This is a genomic window from Streptosporangium lutulentum (assembly GCF_030811455.1).
Lineage (GTDB): Bacteria > Actinomycetota > Actinomycetes > Streptosporangiales > Streptosporangiaceae > Streptosporangium > Streptosporangium lutulentum.
This window is the reverse complement of record NZ_JAUSQU010000001.1, coordinates 8,789,054-8,809,373: the sequence shown is the minus strand read 5'-3', so window position 1 is coordinate 8,809,373 and position 20,320 is coordinate 8,789,054. Positions and strand designations below refer to the sequence as shown.

The 20,320-nt window shown below is 69.7% G+C and carries 15 protein-coding genes; 7 read left to right on the top strand and 8 right to left on the bottom strand.

Annotated features, from left to right (window positions below; all coding sequences use genetic code 11):
• Positions 1 to 27: 27 nt before the first annotated feature.
• The 4 genes from J2853_RS39780 to J2853_RS39765 all read left to right on the top strand — a co-directional run bounded on the left by J2853_RS39780 (position 28) and on the right by J2853_RS39765 (position 5,277).
• Complete coding sequence (locus tag J2853_RS39780) at positions 28 to 981, top strand: acyl-CoA desaturase (RefSeq protein WP_307566439.1); 954 nt, start codon at positions 28 to 30, stop codon at positions 979 to 981.
• A gap of 300 nt (positions 982 to 1,281) precedes the next feature.
• Positions 1,282 to 2,280, top strand: a complete 999-nt coding sequence (locus tag J2853_RS39775; RefSeq protein ID WP_307566437.1) for a TetR/AcrR family transcriptional regulator — start codon at positions 1,282 to 1,284, stop codon at positions 2,278 to 2,280.
• Positions 2,281 to 2,342: 62 nt separating this feature from the next.
• Positions 2,343 to 4,406, top strand: a complete 2,064-nt coding sequence (locus J2853_RS39770; protein WP_307566435.1) for an RNA degradosome polyphosphate kinase — start codon at positions 2,343 to 2,345, stop codon at positions 4,404 to 4,406.
• On the top strand, positions 4,399 to 5,277 hold the full coding sequence (locus J2853_RS39765) for an NUDIX hydrolase (RefSeq protein WP_307566433.1): 879 nt from the start codon (positions 4,399 to 4,401) through the stop codon (positions 5,275 to 5,277). Before J2853_RS39770 ends, J2853_RS39765 begins: the two co-directional genes overlap by 8 nt.
• 191 nt (positions 5,278 to 5,468) lie before the next feature.
• Here the strand turns inward: J2853_RS39765 and J2853_RS39760 are convergent, their stop codons facing one another.
• Both J2853_RS39760 and J2853_RS39755 read right to left on the bottom strand, forming a co-directional pair.
• Positions 5,469 to 6,947: a CYTH and CHAD domain-containing protein gene (locus tag J2853_RS39760; RefSeq protein ID WP_307566431.1), complete on the bottom strand. Its 1,479-nt coding sequence runs from the start codon at positions 6,945 to 6,947 to the stop codon at positions 5,469 to 5,471.
• A gap of 133 nt (positions 6,948 to 7,080) precedes the next feature.
• A complete protein-coding gene (locus J2853_RS39755; protein ID WP_307566429.1) occupies positions 7,081 to 7,845 on the bottom strand; it encodes a trans-aconitate 2-methyltransferase in 765 nt (254 codons plus the stop codon).
• A 56-nt stretch (positions 7,846 to 7,901) separates the two neighbouring features.
• On the opposite strand from J2853_RS39755, the gene J2853_RS39750 reads away from it, so the two are divergent.
• On the top strand, positions 7,902 to 8,444 hold the full coding sequence (locus tag J2853_RS39750) for a MarR family winged helix-turn-helix transcriptional regulator (protein ID WP_307566427.1): 543 nt from the start codon (positions 7,902 to 7,904) through the stop codon (positions 8,442 to 8,444).
• A gap of 276 nt (positions 8,445 to 8,720) precedes the next feature.
• Here the strand turns inward: J2853_RS39750 and J2853_RS39745 are convergent, their stop codons facing one another.
• From J2853_RS39745 to rsmA, 3 genes are all read right to left on the bottom strand, one after another.
• The gene (locus tag J2853_RS39745; RefSeq protein ID WP_307566426.1) at positions 8,721 to 10,535 is read right to left on the bottom strand and encodes an ABC-F family ATP-binding cassette domain-containing protein; all 1,815 of its coding nucleotides are present in this window, start codon (positions 10,533 to 10,535) and stop codon (positions 8,721 to 8,723) included.
• A 26-nt stretch (positions 10,536 to 10,561) separates the two neighbouring features.
• Positions 10,562 to 11,464, bottom strand: coding sequence for a 4-(cytidine 5'-diphospho)-2-C-methyl-D-erythritol kinase (locus J2853_RS39740; protein WP_307566425.1), 903 nt, complete (start codon positions 11,462 to 11,464; stop codon positions 10,562 to 10,564).
• 90 nt (positions 11,465 to 11,554) lie between these two features.
• On the bottom strand, positions 11,555 to 12,400 hold the full coding sequence (rsmA, locus tag J2853_RS39735) for a 16S rRNA (adenine(1518)-N(6)/adenine(1519)-N(6))-dimethyltransferase RsmA (RefSeq protein WP_307566423.1): 846 nt from the start codon (positions 12,398 to 12,400) through the stop codon (positions 11,555 to 11,557).
• 224 nt (positions 12,401 to 12,624) lie between these two features.
• Between rsmA and J2853_RS39730 the strand changes: the two genes are divergently transcribed.
• Together J2853_RS39730 and J2853_RS39725 are read left to right on the top strand one after the other, a co-directional pair.
• Entirely contained in the window at positions 12,625 to 14,397 is a 1,773-nt protein-coding gene (locus J2853_RS39730) for a serine/threonine-protein kinase (protein WP_307566421.1), read from the top strand.
• Positions 14,394 to 15,902 carry an integrin alpha gene (locus J2853_RS39725; RefSeq protein ID WP_307566420.1) on the top strand — a complete coding sequence of 503 codons (1,509 nt, stop codon included), beginning with the start codon at positions 14,394 to 14,396 and terminating at the stop codon, positions 15,900 to 15,902. Before J2853_RS39730 ends, J2853_RS39725 begins: the two co-directional genes overlap by 4 nt.
• Before the next feature lie 151 nt (positions 15,903 to 16,053).
• On the opposite strand, the gene J2853_RS39720 is transcribed toward J2853_RS39725, so the two are convergent.
• From J2853_RS39720 to J2853_RS39710, 3 genes are all read right to left on the bottom strand, one after another.
• On the bottom strand, positions 16,054 to 16,914 hold the full coding sequence (locus J2853_RS39720) for a TatD family hydrolase (RefSeq protein ID WP_307566418.1): 861 nt from the start codon (positions 16,912 to 16,914) through the stop codon (positions 16,054 to 16,056).
• Positions 16,915 to 17,104: 190 nt separating this feature from the next.
• The gene (metG, locus tag J2853_RS39715) at positions 17,105 to 18,886 is read right to left on the bottom strand and encodes a methionine--tRNA ligase (RefSeq protein ID WP_307566416.1); all 1,782 of its coding nucleotides are present in this window, start codon (positions 18,884 to 18,886) and stop codon (positions 17,105 to 17,107) included.
• 25 nt (positions 18,887 to 18,911) lie between these two features.
• Positions 18,912 to 20,228, bottom strand: a complete 1,317-nt coding sequence (locus J2853_RS39710) for a glycosyltransferase family 2 protein (protein ID WP_307566414.1) — start codon at positions 20,226 to 20,228, stop codon at positions 18,912 to 18,914.
• Between the last annotated feature and the right edge of the window lie 92 nt (positions 20,229 to 20,320).

The window sequence follows — 20,320 nt, the reverse complement described above, 5'->3', positions numbered from 1 at the left end:
CACTTCCGAGCCTTCGCGAGGTATCGCATGACCGTCATCGCAGAAAGCCCTGTTCCGGGCCCGAGACCCGGGCCCAAACCAGACGCCGACCCTGAGAAGAAGACCCTTCCCGAGCTCATCGTTTTCGGGGTGATCGTGGCCGCGCCGCTGATCGCCTTGATCGCGGCCGTTCCCCTCGCCTGGGGATGGGGCCTCGGCTGGTCCGACATCGTGATCGCCGGCGTGTTCTACGTGGTCACCGGGCTGGGGGTCACCGTCGGCCTGCACCGCCACTTCACACACGGGTCGTTCAAGGTCAAGCGTCCGCTGAAGATCGCGCTGGGCATCGCGGGCAGCCTCTCGATGGAGATGTCGGTGCTGGACTGGGTGGCCACCCACCGCAAGCACCACAAGTTCTCCGACAAGGACGGCGACCCGCACTCTCCGTGGCGCTTCGGACCCGGCTTCGTGGCCGTGACCAAGGGTCTGCTCTGGGCGCACATGGGCTGGCTGTTCGAGACCGACCGGGCCAACCGCGAGAAGTACGCACCCGACCTGGTCAGGGACCCGGACATCATCAAGCTGCACAAGTTCTTCCCCGTGCTGGCGATCACCACGATGGTGCTCCCCGCCCTGCTCGGCGGCCTGCTGACCTGGTCGTGGTGGGGCATGGCGACCGGCTTCTTCTGGGGCACCCTGGTCCGGATCGGCCTGCTGCACCACGTGACCTGGTCGATCAACTCCATCTGCCACGTCTTCGGCGAGGAGGCTTTCGAGTCGCGGGACAAGTCACGCAACGTGTGGTGGCTGGCCATCCCGTCGTTCGGCGAGTCCTGGCACAACCTGCACCACTCCGACCCGACCTGCGCCCGGCACGGCGCGCTCAAGGGCCAGATCGACCTCAGCGCGGGCGTGATCCGCTGGTTCGAGAAGGCCGGCTGGGCCTACGACGTCCGCTGGCCGACGCCCGAGCGACTGGCCGCGAAGCGCATCGCCGCCTGACGGCTCGCACCGCGCACCGCGCACCGCGCACCGCGCACCGCGCACCGCGCACCGCGCACCGCGCATCGCCGCCCGACGGTTCCACCGCGCATCGTCACCCGACGGTTCCACCAGGGCCGCCCCGAGCGGCGGCCCCGTCATGGCAGAAAACCCGACACATCCAGGCCCGCACACCTACCAGGAGCCGGCGTACCAACGATGCCTTCCGACCTTGCGACAACGCTCAACCCAACTGTCGCGAATGAAGCGGTCCGTGACATAGGTCCCGCTTCCCAGCCAGGGGGCACCATTATTAGAACCGTGAGCGAACCTCGACGACGTATGTCAGGCAAGGAACGCCGGGAACAGCTGATTCAAATCAGCCGGACCCTGTTCGCGGAAAAGGGGTTCGACGGCACATCGGTCGAGGAGATCGCGGCGACCGCCAACGTCTCCAAACCGGTGGTCTACGAGCACTTCGGTGGCAAGGAGGGGGTTTACGCGGTCGTCGTCGACCGGGAGATGCAAAAACTGCTCGGCATGGTGACCGAGGCCCTGTCGGCCTCGCACTCCCTGATCAAGCTGGAACGGGCCGCCCTGGCGCTGCTGGCCTACGTGGAGGAGAACAGCGAGGGCTTCCGGATCCTGGTCCGGGACTCGCACGCCGCCTCGGGGACCGGCACGTTCGCCAGTCTGATCAACGACATCGCCAGTCAGGTCGAGGACGTCATGGTCGACGAGTTCGTCGAACGCGACTACGACCCGAAGCTGGCCCCGATGTACGCGCAGATGCTGGTCGGCATGGTGGCGCTGACCGGCCAGTGGTGGCTGGACGTGCGCAGGCCCCCTCGCGAGGAAGTGGCCGCCCATCTGGTCAACCTCGCCTGGAACGGCCTCACGGGACTGAACCCGCAACCACGCTTGACCGCCTCCTCCAGGGGCCTGGAGCAGCGGCGGACGCCGCTGCCGCCGCGTCCCACCGACAAGGAACTGCGGGAGATGGAGAAGGCCCGCGAGCGGGAGCTCAAGGAGCAGGAGAAGCTCCGCGAGCGCGAGGTGCGCGAGGCCGCGAAGCTTGAGAGGGAGCGGGAGAAGCTGCGGCTCCGGGAGCAACGCGAGCTGGAGAAGTCGAACGAGCGGGAGTTCCGTGAGCGGGAACGGCTGCTCAGGGACCAGGAGAAGGCCCGCGAGCGAGAGCTCAAGGAGCAGGAGAAGATCCGGGTGCGGGAGGCGAAGACCGCCGAGCGGGAGGCCGCCAGGCAGGCCGAGGCGGCCGGGCACGCTGGTATGGAGCAGGAAAAACTTGAGCCAACCGAGTAAGCAACAGCGGTCGTTGAGCCGAAATTAACGCTCTATTTGATTAAATCGGGCATTCTGGTCATATGTCCGCTGAACCCACCCACCCCGCCGTCGAAGGGTTGCCCCTTCCGCAAGAACGTTTTCTCAACCGCGAGGAGAGCTGGCTCCAGTTCAACCAGCGGGTTCTGGAGATGGCGGAGGATCCCTCTCTCCCCCTGCTCGAACGGGTCAGGTTCCTGGCGATCTTCGCCAGCAACCTGGACGAGTTCTTCCGGGTGCGAGTGGCCGGGCTGAAGCGGCGGATGGCCACCGGCCTGCTGCTGCGGACGAAAAGCGGGCTGAAACCCCGCGAGGAGCTGGCCAGGATCGCCGCGATCGCCGACGACCTCGCGCAGCGGCACTCGACCTGCTTCCAGGAGCGGGTGCTTCCGCAACTGGCCGCCGAGGGCATCGAGATCGTGCGCTGGGACGACCTGGGCCGTGACGAGCGCAGCGAGATGCGCAAGCTGTTCCGGGAAAGAGTCCGGCCGGTGCTGACCCCGCTGGCCGTCGACCCCGCGCACCCTTTTCCATACATCTCTGGCCTGTCCCTCAACCTGGCCGTCACCGTCCGCAACCCCTCGACCGGTCACACCGTGTTCGCCCGGGTGAAGGTGCCGAGCCAGCTGCCCCGCTTCGTCACGGCGTCCAAGGCTCGCTTCGTCCCCCTCGAAGACGTGATCGCCGCTCACCTCGGCCAGCTCTTCAAGGGCATGGAGATCGTCGAGCACCACGTCTTCCGGGTGACCCGCAACGAGGACCTGGACGTGGACGAGGACGTCACCGAGAACCTCATGCAGGCGCTGGAGCGCGAACTGCTCAAGCGCCGCTTCGGCCCGCCCGTCCGGCTGGAGGTCGAGGACACCATCACGCCCGAGGTGCTCGACCTTCTCGTGGAGGAGCTGGGGGTGGCCGATCACGAGATCTACCGGCTGCCCGGCCCGCTGGACCTGACCGGGCTGCACGCGATCTCCGACCTGGAACGGGGCGAGCTGAGCTTTCGTCCCTTCGTGCCCGCCGAGGTCGTCCACGTCGACGACGACATCTTCGCCGTGCTCCGCGAGCGGGACGTGCTGCTGCACCACCCGTACGACTCGTTCTCCACGAGCGTTCAGCGCTTCATCGAACAGGCCGCCGCCGACCCGAGCGTGCTGGCCATCAAGCAGACGCTCTACCGGACCAGCGGCGACTCGCCGATCGTGGACGCGCTGGTCGACGCCGCCGAGGCGGGCAAGCAGGTCGTCGTGGTCGTGGAGATCAAGGCCCGTTTCGACGAGCACGCCAACATCACCTGGGCCCGCAAGCTGGAGCGGGCCGGGTGCCACGTGGTCTACGGCGTCGTGGGGCTGAAGACCCACTGCAAGCTGGCCCTCGTCGTACGGCAGGAGCCCTCCGGCGAACTGCGCAGCTACTGCCACATCGGCACGGGGAACTACAACCCCAAGACCGCCAGGCACTACGAGGACCTGGGCCTGCTCACCGCCGACCGGCTGGTCGGCGAGGACGTCACGGACCTGTTCATCCACCTGACCGGCTACTCCAACCACTCCGCCTACCGGCGGCTGCTGGTCGCGCCGCACTCCCTGCGCGGCGGGCTGCTGGCCAGGATCGAGCGGGAGATCTCCCATCAGGAGGCCGGCCGTCCCGCCAGGATCAGGATGAAGACGAACTCCCTGGTGGACGAGCCGATCATCGACGCGCTCTACCGGGCCTCGCAGGCGGGCGTCCCGGTGGACCTGTGGGTGCGCGGGGTGTGCACCCTGCGGCCGGGCGTCCCCGGACTGTCGGAGAACATCCGGGTGAGGAGCGTGCTGGGCCGGTTCCTCGAACACTCGCGCATCTACGAGTTCGGACACGGACGCAGGCCGGAGATCTGGATCGGCAGCGGCGACGTGATGCGCCGTAACCTGGAACGCAGGGTGGAGGCGCTGGTCAAGGTCGCCAGCCAGCAGCAGCGGGTCTATCTCAGCGAGCTTCTCGACCGGGGAATGTCGGACGACACCCTGACCTGGTGGCTGAACTCGGACGGGACCTGGACCAAGCATCGGGGGGACGACCTGCACACCCACCTGATCAGCACCCGGCGGTGGAGGACGATCGATGACTGAACCTCAGGCGCACCCGACGAACGTGATCCGCGCCGCCGGGGCGGTGGTGTGGCGGGGTGCGGAGTCCTCGCCTGAGGTCGTGCTCGTTCACCGGCCGAGGTACGACGACTGGTCCTTTCCCAAGGGGAAGCTGAAATCCGGCGAGCACGTCATCGCCGGGGCGCTGCGCGAGGTGGGCGAGGAGACGGGGATCACCGTCGAGCTCGGCCGGTCGCTGCCGCCGGTCCACTACCCGAAGGGCGAGCGCCTCAAGCGCGTCGACTACTGGGTGGCTCGGATGATCTCCGAGAGCCCCCGTCCCGCCGACGACGAGGTCGACGAGGTGGTCTGGCTGCCGGTGGAGGAGGCCGCGCGGCGGCTCACCTACGAGCTGGACGTCGAGGTGCTCCGCGCCTTCCGCGCGGCCCCGCCGGCGACCACGCCGCTCATCTTCGTACGGCACGCCCTGGCCGGAGCGCGCAAGGACTGGAACGGCGACGACGACGAACGGCCGCTCGACGCCAGGGGCAGGAGGCAGGCCGAGGTGCTCGCCGACGTGCTGTCCGGCTACCGCCCCGCGAAGCTGGTCAGCTCGCCCAGCAAGCGATGCGTGCAGACCCTGGAGCCGTACGCCGAGCGGTCAGGACTGGAGATCGAGTTCGAGCCCTCGCTGTCGGAGACCCGCTACGACCCCCAGACCTCCCTGCGCCTGGTCACCGACGCCCTGGCCTCCGGGCGGAACGCGGCGTTCTGCAGCCACGGGAAGGTCCTGCCCGACCTGATCTCGAAGGTCTGTGACCAGGTGGAGGACGCGCGCCTGCGCAAGGGCGCGTTCATGGTGCTGCACCACGCCGACGGCCGGATCGTCGGCGTCGACCACTACCTCGTCTAGCCGGTTCTGTCCGGCGGCGGAGCGTACGGCGCCGAGGCCCGGCCGCGGAGGATCGCCAGACGGACCCTTCGTGGACTTCTCCGGTCGTCCCCGCCTGGCGAAGGACGGTCGAGCCCGTAGTCGCCGCGCCGCGTCAGACGAGCTTCTCCGTGCGGCGAAGGACCGGTCGAGCCCGCGGCCTCCGCGCCGCGTCAGACGAGCTTCGCGACGGCGGCCGTGGTCTCGGCCCAGAGCGCGGGGAACCCCTCGTGGGCGCGCTCGGCCGCGGCCCGTTCCACGCCGGTCAGCACGCCGTAGGTGAAGGTGTCCTCCCCCGCCAGCCGGGCGGTCTCGGCCTCGGCCGTCAGCCGCTCCTGCGCGACGATGCCGTCCCGGTAGGTGCCCAGCACCTCCTGTACGGCCTCCGCCCGCTTGGCCAGTTTCCTCTTCCCGAGCGTCTCGGCGGTGTAGCGGGCCCGTTTGGCCGCCTTGCGCACCTCGTGCATCGCGACCTCGCGCTCGGCGGAGTCCTCGATGGCCTGGGCGGCGTCGTAGGCCCTGACCACCCGGCGCCAGCTCTTGGCGGCGACGGCGTCCAGGGCGTCGGCGGGCTTGCCGGCGGCCTTGGTCAGCACGGGGGTGCCGACCAGGTCGTCGAGGGCGTCGAGCAGGGCGAAGTACCGTTCGCCGCCGAGCGTCTCCCTGATCCGGTCGTAGGCCTCGTGCTCCTCGTCCAGCAGGTCGGAGCTGAGGCGGGCCCTGATCGGGCCCACGATCAGGGCGTCGTCCAGGTTGTCGAGCCTGTGGGCGAACCGCTCCCGGATGACCTCCAGGTCGCGCGCCTCACCGAGGACCTCGCCCAGCCACCTGAGCTCGTCCTGAAGGTTCTCGGTCCCCTCGACGATCGTCTTGAACGACTTCAGCACGCTGCGGAGCCGCCGGCAGGCGACGCGCATCTGGTGTACGGCGTCCTCCTCCGCGCGGCGGACCCGGGGGTCCTGCGCGAGCAGCGCGGAGACCTGGGAGGAGATGTAGTCGACGACGACCTCGCCCGCGGATCCCCGTTCGGTCTCCGCGCGCGGCTGCTCGGGGACGGGACCCGCGGCGTTCAGCAGGCGCGAGAGCTTGTTGGCCGAGTCGGCGGGGGTGGCGCCGGCCTTGGTCAGCTGCTTGCCGATCTTCTTGAGCAGCTTCTCCTCGCCCTCGATCAGCTCGGCCTCGACCTCGCGCCAGCGCTCGACGTGCTTGCCCTCGTTGAACACGGTGCCCTTGACCCGGTCGTCCGCGATCTCCACCAGCCGCACGCCCGCTGCGTTGACCAGCGTGGTGGTGGTACGGCGGGTGTCGAGTTCGGCGACCGGCGCGAGGGGGGTTCCCCGGGTGTAGGCGAGCACGAGGTCCACCAGCTCGGGGGGGACGATCTTGGCGCTCCTGGTCAGCGGGCGGGTGATCTCCTGCCGGACGCCCTTGGCCTGTGGAAGTTTGAGATGCCAGCCGGGGTCGGTGCCGCCTCTGCGGCGGCGCAGGGTGATGCCACGCGCGGCGAGCCTCAGATCGGGGGTGTCGAAGTAGAGCGCCACGAGCTGGTGGGTCTTCGGACCCACGATCTCCGTACCGCTTGGAAGGTTCGACGGTTCCGGAACCTCGTAATCCAGCGGAACGTCGAACTTGTCTTCGATCTCTATCGCCACAGGTCGTCCCCTGGTCTGCCCATATCAACCGCTTACTAGCAGTATTTATTGATGCCCGGTTATCCGTCCAGAAACCCCATCCGATTACTTTCGAGATCGCCGAAGTGGCGGAACACCCGTCCGGGGCCGGCGATCACTTCTGGGCGACGACGAAGATCCGGCGGAAGGGGAAGATCGTGCCGTGGGGGCCGCGGGGGTAGGCCTCCCTCAGCAGCGCGGCGCAGTCGCCGAGGAACGCCTCCGCCTCGTCGGGCGTCAGCCGGTCGAGCATGGGACGCAGGGCGGTGCCGGTGACCCATCTGAGCACCGCGTCCTCCCCCGGGAGCACGTGGAGGTAGGTGGTCTCCCACGCGTCCACCCGGCAGCCCAGGCCGGCGAGCAGGTCGAGGTAGTCGGCCGGGTCGTCGACAGGGCCCGGCCTCGCCACGCCGTCCAGCCGATCGCGCCAGGTGGTACGGCACAGCTCACGGATCAGCACGTGGCTGGGAGCCTCGAAGTTACCCGGAACCTGGAAGGCGAGCCAGCCCCCCGGCACGAGCGCGTCCACCCACCGCCCCAGCAGTTCGCGATGCTCGGGCACCCACTGCAGGACCGCGTTGGACACGATCACGTCCACCGGGCGCTCCGGCCGCCACCGCGTGACGTCGTCGACCGAGAAACTCAGCCGCCCGCCCGCGGGGGCCTTCTCGATCATCGCGGGAGAGGAGTCGAAGCCGTGGACGTCGGCGTCCGGCCAGCGCCTGGCCAGCGCCGCGGTGAGTTCGCCGGTGCCGCATCCCGCGTCGACCACCTGGCCGGGCCGCTCTGCGGCTATCCTGGCGACAAGATCGAAGAAAGGCCGCGAGCGCTCGTCGGCGTAGCGGTTGTAGATTTCAGGGTCCCACATATCTCTTGACATCAAGATGATTGATATCCGGCCAAGTATCTCGATGTCAAGACAGATACACTCGCGACATGACCCTGCCCCACGTGGACCACGACGCCGAGCGCTCGGAGGACGAGGTCGACCGGCTGGTCGCCGCCTGGCGCCAGGAGCGTCCCGACCTGGACGTGGAACCGCTCCAGGTGCTCAGCCGGGTATCCCGGCTGGCCCGCCACCTCGACCGTGCCCGCCGCGCCTCCTTCGCCGAACACGGCCTGGAGTCCTGGGAGTTCGACGTGCTCACGGCCCTGCGCCGGGCCGGCGAGCCGTACGAGATGAGTCCGGGAGCCCTGCTCCGCGCGACCCTGGTGACGTCCGGGACGATGACCAACCGCATCGACCGGCTCACCGCGGCCGGTCTGGTCAGGCGCCGTCCCGACACCGAGGACAGGCGAGGGGTCCTGGTCTCCCTGACCGCGGCCGGGCGAGAACGGGTCGACAGCGCCTTCGCCGATCTGCTCCGCCGCGAGCACGAGCTGCTGGCGAACCTCGGAAAACATGAACAGCAGGCCCTTTCGGGCCTGCTGCGCACGTTACTCGTCCCTTTTGACGCCACCGACACAGGAGCGCGCTGAGCTCTCTGCCCCATCGGAGGGAGCTAAACCCGATCGGGACTCACCATCGGGAGACGGCGGGCATTTCCATCGAGAGCGGACGGGCGCCCACGGCCGGCGAGCGTTCCCGACCGTGAACGGGCCCAGGACCGCGACCGGCCGGCGCCTCCGATCACGAGCGGGCTCACGACCGGCGACCGGCGACCGTTCCCGATCACGAGCGGGCCCAGGACCGCGACCGGCCGCCGCCTCCCGATCGTGGGCACCGGCCCGCTCACGATCGGGAGGCGGCGGGCGTCACTCGCCCAGACGGTCGGCCAGCTCCAGCCACGCGCCCTCGATCGTGTCCTTCTCCGCGAGGATCTCCTTGAGCTCGGCGTCGAGGGAGGCCAGACGACCGTAGTCGGCGGCGGCATCGGCCATGGAGGCGTGGAGCTTGGCCTGGCGACCGTCCAGCTTGCCGAGCTGGCGCTCCAGGCGGGAGAGCTCCTTGCGGAGCTCGCGCTCGTCCTTCGCGGACAGTCCGGAATCGGCCGCCTGCGGAGCCGAGGCCGCGGCCACGGAAGCCGTACCGGACGTCGCCCCCGAGGCCGCGCGCGCGGACAGCGCCGCGCCCGAGGAGCGCCGCGCCAGGTATTCGTCCACGCCGCCGGGGAGCATCGACAGCTTGCCGTCGCCGAGCAGTGCGACGGTCTTGTCGGAGACCCGCTCCAGGAAGTAGCGGTCGTGGCTGACCAGGATCAGCGTGCCCGGCCAGCCGTCGAGCAGGTCCTCCAGCTCGTTGAGCGTCTCGATGTCGAGGTCGTTGGTCGGCTCATCGAGCAGCAGCACGTTCGGGTCGTCCATCAGCAGGCGGAGCAGCTGGAGGCGGCGCCGCTCGCCGCCGGACAGGTCTCCGACCACCTTCCACTGGGCGTCGCCCTTGAAGCCGAGGCGCTCCAGCAGCTGGGAGGCCGTCCACTCCTTCTTGCCGACCTGGATGAACTTGCGAATCTCCTCGACGGTCTCCAGCACCCGCCGCGTGGGGTCGAGCTCGCTCAGCTCCTGCGACAGGTGCGCCAGACGGACCGTCTTGCCGCGCACGACCTTGCCCGAATCGGGCTGGACCGTGTCGGCGAGCAGGCGGAGCAGCGAGGACTTGCCGGAGCCGTTCACGCCGATCAGGCCGACCCGGTCACCCGGGCCGAACTGCCAGGTGGAGCGGTCGAGGACCTTCGGGCCCTGGCCGGGGCCGCCGGCGTGCAGGGTGACGTCCTCAAGGTCGTAGACCGTCCGGCCCAGCCTGGCGGCGGCGAACTTGACCAGCTCGACGCTCTCCCGGGCGGGAGGCTCGTCGGCGATCAGCGCCTGGGCGGCGTCGATGCGGAACTTGGGCTTGGAGGTGCGCGCGGGCGGCCCCCGGCGGAGCCAGGCGATCTCCTTGCGCATCAGGTTCTGGCGGCGGGCCTCGGTGGAGGCCGCGATCCGGGCGCGCTCGGCCTTGGCCAGCACGTAGGCGGCGTATCCGCCCTCGTAGCGTTCGACCGAGCCGTCCACGACCTCCCAGGTCCGGGTGGACACCGCGTCCAGGAACCACCGGTCGTGGGTGACGACCACCAGCGCCGTCCTGCGGCCCGCCAGGTGCCTGGCCAGCCAGTCGATGGCCTCGATGTCGAGATGGTTGGTGGGCTCGTCCAGAATGATCAGGTCGTGCTCGTCGATGAGCAGCTTGGCGAGGGCCGTACGGCGCCGCTCGCCACCCGACAGGCTCCCGGCGAGCGCGGCCAGGTCGATGTCGCCGAGCAGGCTCGCGAGGATCTCGCGGACGCCCGCGTCACCCGCCCATTCGTGCTCCGGCCTGCCGCCGAGGACGATGTCCTGCACCGACCGCGCCGGGTCGAGGTCGTCGCCCTGCGACAGCGCCCCCACCTGGAGTCCGCGGTTGTGCGTGACCCGCCCGCCGTTGTTGGGCTTGAGATCACCGGCGATCACTGAGATAAGGGTTGTCTTGCCGCCGCCGTTGCGACCGACCACGCCGATGCGGTCGCCTGTCTCGATGCCGAGGGAGACATCGCTGAGCAGAGGCTTGGGACCGTAGGAGTGGGAGACCGACTCAAGATTGACCAGATTCATCGCCACACAAGCGTATCCGGTCCGGCCTACACCACCGTCGGGCCGGGAACGGGGCCGTAGGCGGTGATGAGGTCGCGAGCCACCCCGGCGCTCTTGAGGGAGGCGGCCAGCTCTCCGGCGTGGGCCTCCGACTCGGCGAGGAAGGCACAGGTGGGGCCGGAGCCGGAGACGAGGGAGCCGAGGGCGCCGTACTCACGGCCGGCGTCCAGGGTGCGGGCCAGGGAACGGCGGAGCATCACGGCGGCGGGCTGCAGGTCGTTGGTCAGCTCGGCGCCGAGGACCTTGGCGTCCCCGTCGCGAAGCGCGGCCAGAAGAGGCTCACCGGCCCGGGGCCAGGCGACCTTCTCGCCGATCGCCTCGCGCATGCGGTCGCACTCGGCGTAGACCGTGGCCGTGGACAGGCCGCCGTCCGCCAGCGCGAACACCCAGTGGAACCTGCCCGAGACCTCCAGCGGGGTGAGCCGCTCGCCCCTGCCGGTGCCGACGGCGGTGCCGCCGATCAGCGCGAACGGGACGTCGCTGCCGAGGTCGGCGGCGATCTCCAGCAGGTCGTCCATCGGCAGGCCGAGGCCCCACAGCTCGTTGCAGGCGACCAGCGCGGCGGCGGCGTCCGCGCTGCCGCCCGCCATGCCGCCCGCCACCGGGATCGACTTGCGGATGATCAGGTTCACGCCGTAGGAACGGCCCGCGTGCCTGGCCAGCGCGAGGGCGGCCTGGATCGCGAGGTTGTCGTCGCCCTCGGGCACCTGGTCGGCGGACTCGCCCTCGACCCGGACGCTCATCCCGGTCTCCGCGGTGGCCGTGACCTCGTCGAAGATGGAGACGGCGTGGAAGACGTTCACCAGGTCGTGGTAGCCGTCGTCACGCAGCGGCCCCACGGCCAGCTGCAGGTTGACCTTGGCGGGCACACGGACGGTCACGGAGTTCATGCGTCCCTCATAGGCGCTCGCTGACTGGTCATGGACTCCGATCGTAACGGGATCCGGTTCTTCCTCACACAAACACAGCAGCAAATCGCCCTATGCACGGTTCTCGGCGATTCGCGAGAAATCTTCGACGGTGAGCTGTTCGCCGCGCTCGGAGGGGTCGATCCCGGCGGCCCGCAGCGCCCGCTCGGCGGCGGCGGCCGTACCGGCCCACGAGGCCAGGGCCGCGCGGAGGGTCTTGCGGCGCTGGGCGAAGGCGGCGTCCACGACGGCGAAGACCTCCTCGCGGGTGGCCCTGGTCGAGGGAGGCTCGCGGCGGGTCATCGCCACCAGGCCGGAGTCGACGTTGGGGGCCGGCCAGAAGACCGTACGGCCGACGGGACCCGCCCGGCGGACGTCCGCGTACCAGGCGGCCTTGACCGAGGGAATGCCGTAGATCTTGGAGCCGGGGGCGGCGGCCAGCCGATCGGCGACCTCGGCCTGGACCATGATCAGGATGCTGCGCAGCGAGGGCAGGGTCTCCAGCAGGTGCAGCACCACCGGAACGGACACGTTGTAGGGCAGGTTGGCGACCAGCGCGGTCGGCTTCTCCCTCGGCAGGTCGTCGGGAAGGATCCGCATGGCGTCGCCGAGCACCACGGTGAGGCGGTCGGCGAGCTCCGGCGCGTGCTCGGCGACGGTCAGGGGCAACTGGGCCGCCAGAACCGGGTCGATCTCCACCGCGACCACGCCGCGCACCTCGGGAAGCAGCGCCAGGGTGAGCGACCCCAGGCCGGGGCCGACCTCGATGACCACGTCGTCGGGGCTCAGCCCGGCGACTCTCACGATCTTGCGGACGGTTCCCCCGTCAATCACAAAGTTTTGACCAAGTTTTTTTGTGGGACGAATGTCGAGCTTCTCTGCCAAATTACGTATTTCTACCGGCCCCAGAAGGCTCATGCTGGTTCCTCAAACGGCTGATCGAATCCGGCACCCGCCGGACGGTTGTTGATATTCACTCGTTCGCCGCGCTCACCCAAGGTTGTAGTCCAATGCCATCCGACAAGTTTCCCGCATCGAACCCCCCGCGAAGACTCGAGATAGACATGGGAGGTTCCGTTGTGGATAACGTTGCCATACGGGCGGTCATCGGCCGGGAAGGGAACCACTCCAGTGATGCGGACGTGAACCGGCCTGGTGTCGAGGGACTGCGCCCCAACGATCCCGAGCAGATCGGGAGTTACAGGCTCCTCGGACGCCTTGGCGAGGGCGGCATGGGAACCGTCTACCTCGCGCTCGCACCGACCGGCCGGCCGGTGGCGGTCAAAGTGGTCAAAGCCGAGTTCGCGATCGAGGACGGGTTCGCCGCGAGGTTCCACGCGGAGGTGGAGAACGCCCGGCGGGTGGCGTCGTTCTGCACCGCCCAGGTGCTCGACAACGGCGACGACGGCAACGGCCGGCCGTACATGGTCACCGAATACATCGCGGGCACGCCCCTGTCCCGCCAGATCACCGAGCACGGCTCGCTGGAGGCCGGGACGCTGCACGGCGTGGCCCTCGGTGTGGCCGCCGCGCTGGCCGCGATCCACGTCGCCGGGCTGGTCCACCGTGACCTCAAGCCCGCCAACGTGATCCTTTCCATGTCCGGCCCCCGAGTGATCGACTTCGGTATCGCCAGGGCGCTGGACTCCACGCACAGCTTCACCCGGTCGGGCGAGGTGCTCGGCAGCCCCGGCTGGTGGGCTCCCGAGCAGGTGCGGGGCCTGGACATCACCCCGGCGGCCGACATCTTCGCGTGGGGCTGCATGGTCGCCTACGCGGGCAACGGCCGCCACCCCTACGGCCGGGGCGACATGATGACCATGGCCTCCCGGCTGCTCACCATCCCGCCCGACCTGGGCGAGCTGCCCGACCCGCTCAACGAGCTGGTCCGCCGGGCCACCGCGATGGACCCCTACCAGCGGCCCAGCGCCCAGGACCTGCTGATCGCCCTGGTCGGCGGCGCGATCGCCGCGCCGGCCATGCCCGCGCCCACCCGGGTGGACCCGCCCACCCTGATCGCCACCGACCTGCTCAACGAGTCGTGGCAGCCCCCGGCCAACGTGGAGCCGGACTCCACCCAGACTCTCAGCGGACTGAACCTGAAGGCGCCGCAGGCGCTCTCGGCCGAGTCGCCGACCCCTGCCCCGACCCCGCCTCCGTACCCGTACACGAGTGGTCTCCCGACCACGCCCCCCGCCTCGGCCTCCTCCTCCGCGCCGCACCCGGGCTCGACGCCCACGCTCCCTCCGCCCCCGGCCTCGGCCCCGACGCCCCGTCCGTACCCGGCCTCGACCCAGCCGTCCCGCTCGATCCCGCCCTCCGGCCAGGCCGACTCCCCGGCTCCGCTCGGAGCCGGTACGGCCCCCACTGGGGAAAGGCCGTCGCGCCGGGGCTGGTGGGTCGCCGGACTGGCCGTGCTGGCGGCGCTGGCCGTCACGGTCGTCGTCCTGGTCACCATCGGAGGCGGCGGAGGCGGCGGAGGCGCGGTGAACGCCGGAGGCGCAGGGAACACGGGCGGGCAGCAGCAGGCCGGCACCACCGACGTGAACAGGAGGATCGCGACAGGCTCCTACATCGAGGACCCGCAGCTGATCATCACGCAGACCCCGCGGTGCGACCTGACCGCCTACCGGGGCAACGTCCCGTCGCGCGGCCGGTTCTGCACGGTCCAGTGGATCCTCTTCAACGCCGGCGGAAAGCCGGCCCTGCTCAGCCGTACCCCGCTCGTCCTGACGGACGACCGCGGCGCCACCCACATCCCCGAGCCGAGCTCGGTGGGCCTGCCCGCCGCCCTGCCTCCCGGCGGCAAGGTGGACGGCGTCCTCGTCTACGACCTTCCCCCGGCGCGCAAGCCGCTGAAGCTGACCGGCAGCGTGATCGAGGGGGGCAAGGAGATCACAGTGAGGCTGTCATGAGAGTCCCGCTCCCGCTACTGGTCGTGGCCGCGATTCCGATGCTTTCCGTCACCGTCACCGTCACCGCCGCCGCCTCCGTCTCCGTCTCCGTCTCCGTCTCCGCTCCCGTCGTCTCCGCCGCCTCCGCTGTCACCACCACTCCGGTCGTCACCGCCGCCGCCGCCACCGCTCCCGTCGTCTCCGCCGCCTCCGCCGCCACCGGGGCCGCTCCCGCCGACTGTGGTGCGGCGAGCGGGAGCGACTTCGACGGCGACGGCGTGGACGACACCGTGGTCGGCGACCCGTTCGCGAACTCCGGCGGGCTCAGCGGCGCCGGGGCCGTGCACGTGCTGTTCGGACGGGGGGAGAGCGGGACGGTCGTGACCGCCGCCGAGGTCAAGGCGGGCGACGGCTTCGGGTGGTCGGTACGGATGACCCACCTCGACGCCGACCGCTGCGCGGACCTGCTGATCGGCGCGCCGTACACCGACGTGGCGGGTCTGCAGGACGCCGGCGCGGTCTACGCCGTGTACGGCGGACCGCGGCAGAGGACGGTCCGCGTGGCCGCCCCCGAGCCGGAGTCCGACGCCCACTTCGGCTGGTCCCTGACCTCGGGCGAGACCCTGGTGGCGGTCGGGGCGCCGCACGAGAACGCCGACGGGGTGTCCGACGCGGGCGCGGTCTACCTCTTCGAGTCCGGCGCGCTCGACACCCCCAAGAGGATCTCCCAGGGCAGCGGGGGCGTGTCGGGCAACAGCGAGGCCGGCGACATGTTCGGCTGGTCCCTGGCGATCGGCAGGCTGAACGGCCCCGGCGCCGAACCCGACCTCGCGGTCGGCGTGCCGTACGAGAACGACGACGGGGCGGGACAGCAGGTCGAGGCGGGCAGGCTCGACACGGGATCGATCACCATGGTCTTCGATGTGCGCGGGCCCGAAGAGACCTACGCGAGCAAGAAGTGGGATTTCAACCAGGTCGCCAGCTCCCAGGCGGGTGACCGGTTCGGCTACGCGATGGCCTACGCGGAGGAGGGTGGCACGGGCTACCTGGCGGTGAGCGCGCCGCTCGGCGACGTCGGGCCGGTGAAGGACTCCGGTCTTGTTCGGCTCTTCACGTCCTCCGGCACCACCGCGATGACTCCCACGGACACCTTCGATCGGGGCACGGAAGGCCGCATGGGCGACGGGTACGGCTTCTCGCTGGCCTTCACCGGAGAGGGCGGGGCCCGGATGGCCGTGGGGGTTCCCTTCGACGGACCGGACCAGCGGGGCGGCGTGCAACTGGTGCCGATGGGTGACGTGTCGCAGACCCGGATGATCAACCAGAGCGGGCCCGGCGATCACTTCGGCTGGGCGGTGGCGTTCAGCGGCAACCGGCTGGTGATCGGCTCGCCCGACCGGGGGGCTTCGGGGGCGGTCACGCTGCTGGGCCGTAACGACACCGAGGGCATCGCGCTCTCGCCGGGAACCGGGAAGGTGCCCGCCCTCACCGGCGGCGCCTCGGTCGACTTCGGCGCGGCGAACTGAGCCCGCGGGACACGGGGCGCCACACCGGGCGGGAACCGGTCACGGTGTGCGGCGCTCGCCGTCCGCTTCGGGGCACGCCCGGCGGGAACCGGTCACGGTGTACGGCGCTCGCCGTCCGCTTCGGGGCACGCCCGGCGGGAGCCGGACCGGCTCACCAGGAGCCGAAGACGGTCTCCCCGTTCGTGCCGATGGCGGCGGCGAGGTCGACCACGTCGATCTTCTTGACCTCGGCGAGGCATCGCAGCGTGAGGGGGATCAGGTAGGGCGCGTTGGGCTTGCCGCGATGGGGCGTCGGCGGGAGGTAGGGCGCGTCGGTCTCGACGAGCATCAGCTCTTGGGGCGCGATCCTCGCGGCCTCGCGGAGGTAGGCGGCGTTCTTGTAGGTGACCGGACCAGAGAAGGACATGAAATATCCGGCCTCGACACACTTTTTCGCCATCTCAGCATCACCGGAAAAACTATGAAAAACCACGATATCCGGTGCGCCCTGTTCGGCCAGCACACGGAGCACGTCGTCGTGCGCCTCCCGATCGTGAATCACCAGGGCCTTGCCCGTCCGCTTGGCGATCTCGATGTGCGCGCGGAAGCTGGCGTGCTGGTCGTCCTTGGACGCCCAGTCGCGGTAGTAGTCGAGACCGGTCTCTCCCACCGCCCTGACGTGCGGCGACCGGGCCAGCTCCTCGATCTCGGCGAGGACCTCCGGCGTCGAGGCGTGCGCCTCGTTGGGGTGGATCGCCACCCCGGCGTAGACGTCGGCGTGGAGCCCGGCCGTCTCGGCGTTCCAGCGCGAGGACGGCAGGTCGTAGCCGATCGTGACGAGCCGCGTCACGCCGACCGCGCGGGCCTCCCGAAGGATCCCCTCGACGCTCGCCTGAGCCGCCTGTGCCGCCTGCGCGACGGGGTCTCCCGAGGACGCCTGGCGGTTGCCCACCATGATGTCCAGGTGACAGTGGCTGTCGAACACCTCGGCGGCCAGGGGCTCGGGGGCTGCGGGAAGCTTCGTCGTGCTCACGGCTCCCAACCTATCGAGGAGCCGGTACGGCTCGCGCCCGTCACCGGGCGCGAGCCGCGAAACACCTGGTCAGGTGGGCACGAGTCACGACAAGTCACTCGACCGCCCCACCGCGAACCCCCGACAAACCCGCACAGCCGCACAGCCGCACAGCCGCACAGCCGCACAGCCGCACAGCCGCGAGAGAGTCTCACTCGGCCAAGCGGGCGAGCTCCTCATCGACGATCTTCGGGTCGAGCTTGGTGAACAGCGGGACCGGCGGGGCGAGGGGCGTGCCCACCCGGATCGGGGTGGACTCCCAGCGGGCCTCGCCCTCGTAGGACCCCGTGATGATCGGGTAGGCCCGGCCGTCCTCGTCGGTGACCTCCTGGATCTCCGGCATGCCCGACCACACGCCGGTGCCGCCGAACATCGCGTAGATCTTGTTGGAGGAGTTGGGCAGGACCGGGGTCAGCAGAGTCTTGGCGTCGTCCACGACCTGCAGCGCCACGTGAAGAATGGTCTTCACCCGGGCGGGGTCGTCCTTGATCTTCCATGGTTCCTGCTCGGCCAGGTATTTGTTGGCCTCGCGGATGACCTCGAACGCCTCGGTCGTCGCGTTCTTGAAGCGGGAGCGCTCGAACTCGGCGGCGACCTTCGGGAAGGCGGCACGGCTCCGCTCCAGCATCGCGCGGTCTGCGTCGGTGAGCTCGCCCGCCTCGGGGATGACGCCGAAGTTCTTGGCGGCCATCGAGATCGAGCGGTTCACCAGGTTGCCCCAGGCGGCCACCAGCTCGCCGTTGTTGCGGTTGAGGAACTCCGACCAGGTGAAGTCGGTGTCCTGGTTCTCGGGGCCCGCCACCGCGATGTAGTAGCGCAGCGCGTCGGCGTCGTAGCGGGCCAGGAAGTCACGCACGTAGATCACGACCTGGCGCGAGGAGGAGAACTTGCGCCCTTCCATGGTCAGGAACTCGCTGGAGACGACCTCCGACGGCAGGTTCAGCGCGCCGAGCGAACCCGGCTCGCCGCCCCGGGCGCCCTGGCCGTTGTAACCGAGCAGCATCGCCGGCCAGATCTCCGCGTGGAAGACGATGTTGTCCTTGCCCATGAAGTAGTAGCCCTGGGCATCGGGGTTCTGCCACCACTGCCGCCACGCCTCCGGGTCACCGGAGCGGCGCGCCCATTCGATGGAGGCGCTGAGGTAGCCGATGACCGCGTCGAACCAGACGTAGAGCCGCTTGTTGGCCTGGTCGCTCCAGCCCTCCAGCGGGATCGGCACGCCCCAGTCGAGGTCGCGGCTGATCGCGCGGGGCTGCATGTCGCCGAGCATGTTGAGCGCGAACTTCAGCACGTTCGGCCGCCAGTCGCCCTCCTTGGACTGCAGCCAGGACGCCAGCGCCTCGGCGAAGGAGGGCAGGTCGAGCATGAAGTGCTCGGTCTCCACGAAGATCGGCGTCTCGCCGTTGACCTTGCTGACCGGGTTGATGAGCTGGACCGGGTCGAGCTGGTTGCCGCAGTTGTCGCACTGGTCGCCGCGGGCGCTGTCGTAGCCGCAGATCGGGCAGGTGCCCTCGATGTAGCGGTCGGGCAGAGTGCGTCCGTTGGACGGTGAGATCGCGCCCATCGTGGTGTGCGGGAAGATGTAGCCGTTGGCGTGGAGACCCTTGAAGATCTCCTGTGCCACCGCGTAGTGGTTGTCCGTCGTGGTCCGGGTGAACAGGTCGTAGGAGAGCCCGAGGGCCTGGAGGTCCTCGACGATCACCCTGTTGTAGCGGTCGGCGAGCTCGCGGGCGCTCACGCCCTCCCTGTCGGCCTGCACCTGGATCGGGGTGCCGTGCTCGTCGGTCCCGCTCACCATCAGGACCTTGTTGCCCGCCATTCGGTGGTACCGGCTGAAGACGTCGGATGGCACGCCGAATCCGGAGACGTGCCCGATATGGCGAGGGCCGTTGGCGTAGGGCCAGGCGACCGCGGTCAGGATGTGCTGGGACATGATGCCAAGCCTAAGGGACGCGGGCTCAGGCCTTGGTGCTCTCGCGACTACCGGTGCCGGTGCCGCTGTCGCTGCCGGCGCCGTCGTCCATGCTCGTCTCTCCGTCACCGGCGGTGGCGACGGAGACGGTGGCGGCTTCGCGGCTGACGACCTCGGCGGCCTCCTCCGCGGCGGAGGCGGCCACGTCGATGGAGGTCTCCTTCGTACGGCGGATGCCGAGGATGCTGACGAACAGCGCGGCGAAGATGGTCTGGAAGCTCACGATCAGCGCGGTGGCCGAGGGCACGACCAGGCGGAGCGACTCCGACGGGATCAACGGGCCGAAGCTGCGCGTCTGCCAGTGGACCAGCGAGGCGACCAGGCCGCCCAGACCGCCCAGGGCCAGCAGCCCACCGACGATCAGCCCCTTCTCCAGGGTCACGATGTCGACGAGCTTGCGCACCCGTCTGTCTTCGGGCAGGAAGCCCTCCTCGGCCGCGTACACCTTGGCGAACACGGCGAACAGCACCGCCTGGAAGCCGATCACCACCATGGCCGAGGCGCCGACCAGGGTGTCGACGTCGAAGGCGAGCTTGCCGATGTACACGGGGCCGAAGGTGAGGACGCACCCCGCGACCAGGCCGACGGTCATCAGGATCATGCCGGGGATCAGGAACAGCCAGCGCGGGCTGTAGAGCATCAGGAAGCGCAGGTGGCGCCAGCCGTCGCGCCAGGAGCGCAGGTGCGGCGGGCGGGACCGGCCGTCGGGCGACAGCGTGGTGGGCACCTCGCGCACGTCCAGCCCGGACAGCGTCGAGCGCACCACCATCTCGCTGGCGAACTCCATGCCGCCGGTCTGCAGGCCGAGCTTGAGGATGGAGTCACGCCTGAAGCCGCGCAGGCCGCAGTGGAAGTCGCCGATCGCGCTGGGGAAGAACAGGCGGCCGATGAAGGAGAGCACCGGGTTGCCCAGATAGCGGTGGAGCGGGGGCATGGCGCCCGGCGCGATGCCGCCCTTGAACCGGTTGCCCATCACCAGATCGGCACCGTCACGGAGTTGCTCAACAAATGGCAACAAGCCGGTGAAATCATAAGAATCATCGGCGTCACCCATGATGACGTATTTTCCGCGAGCGGCCCGAATTCCGCCCATCAACGCATTGCCGTATCCCTTGGCGTCGACGTGCACGACCCGGGCTCCGGCCTCCCTCGCGAGCTGCTGCGAGCCGTCCGTGCTGCCGTTGTCGGCGATCAGGACTTCCCCGTCGATCCCGTGTTCCCGCATGCAGGCCAGGGCCTTGCGCACGCAGGTCTCCACGGTTTCCGCCTCGTCTAGACAAGGCATGACCACGGTCAGTTCCACATCTCAACCCTTCAGTTACAGCACACAGTCACAGCACCCGCCAATCCCACCATGATGCCCTCTACGGCCTACTGCCCGGGTCAACTCCATGA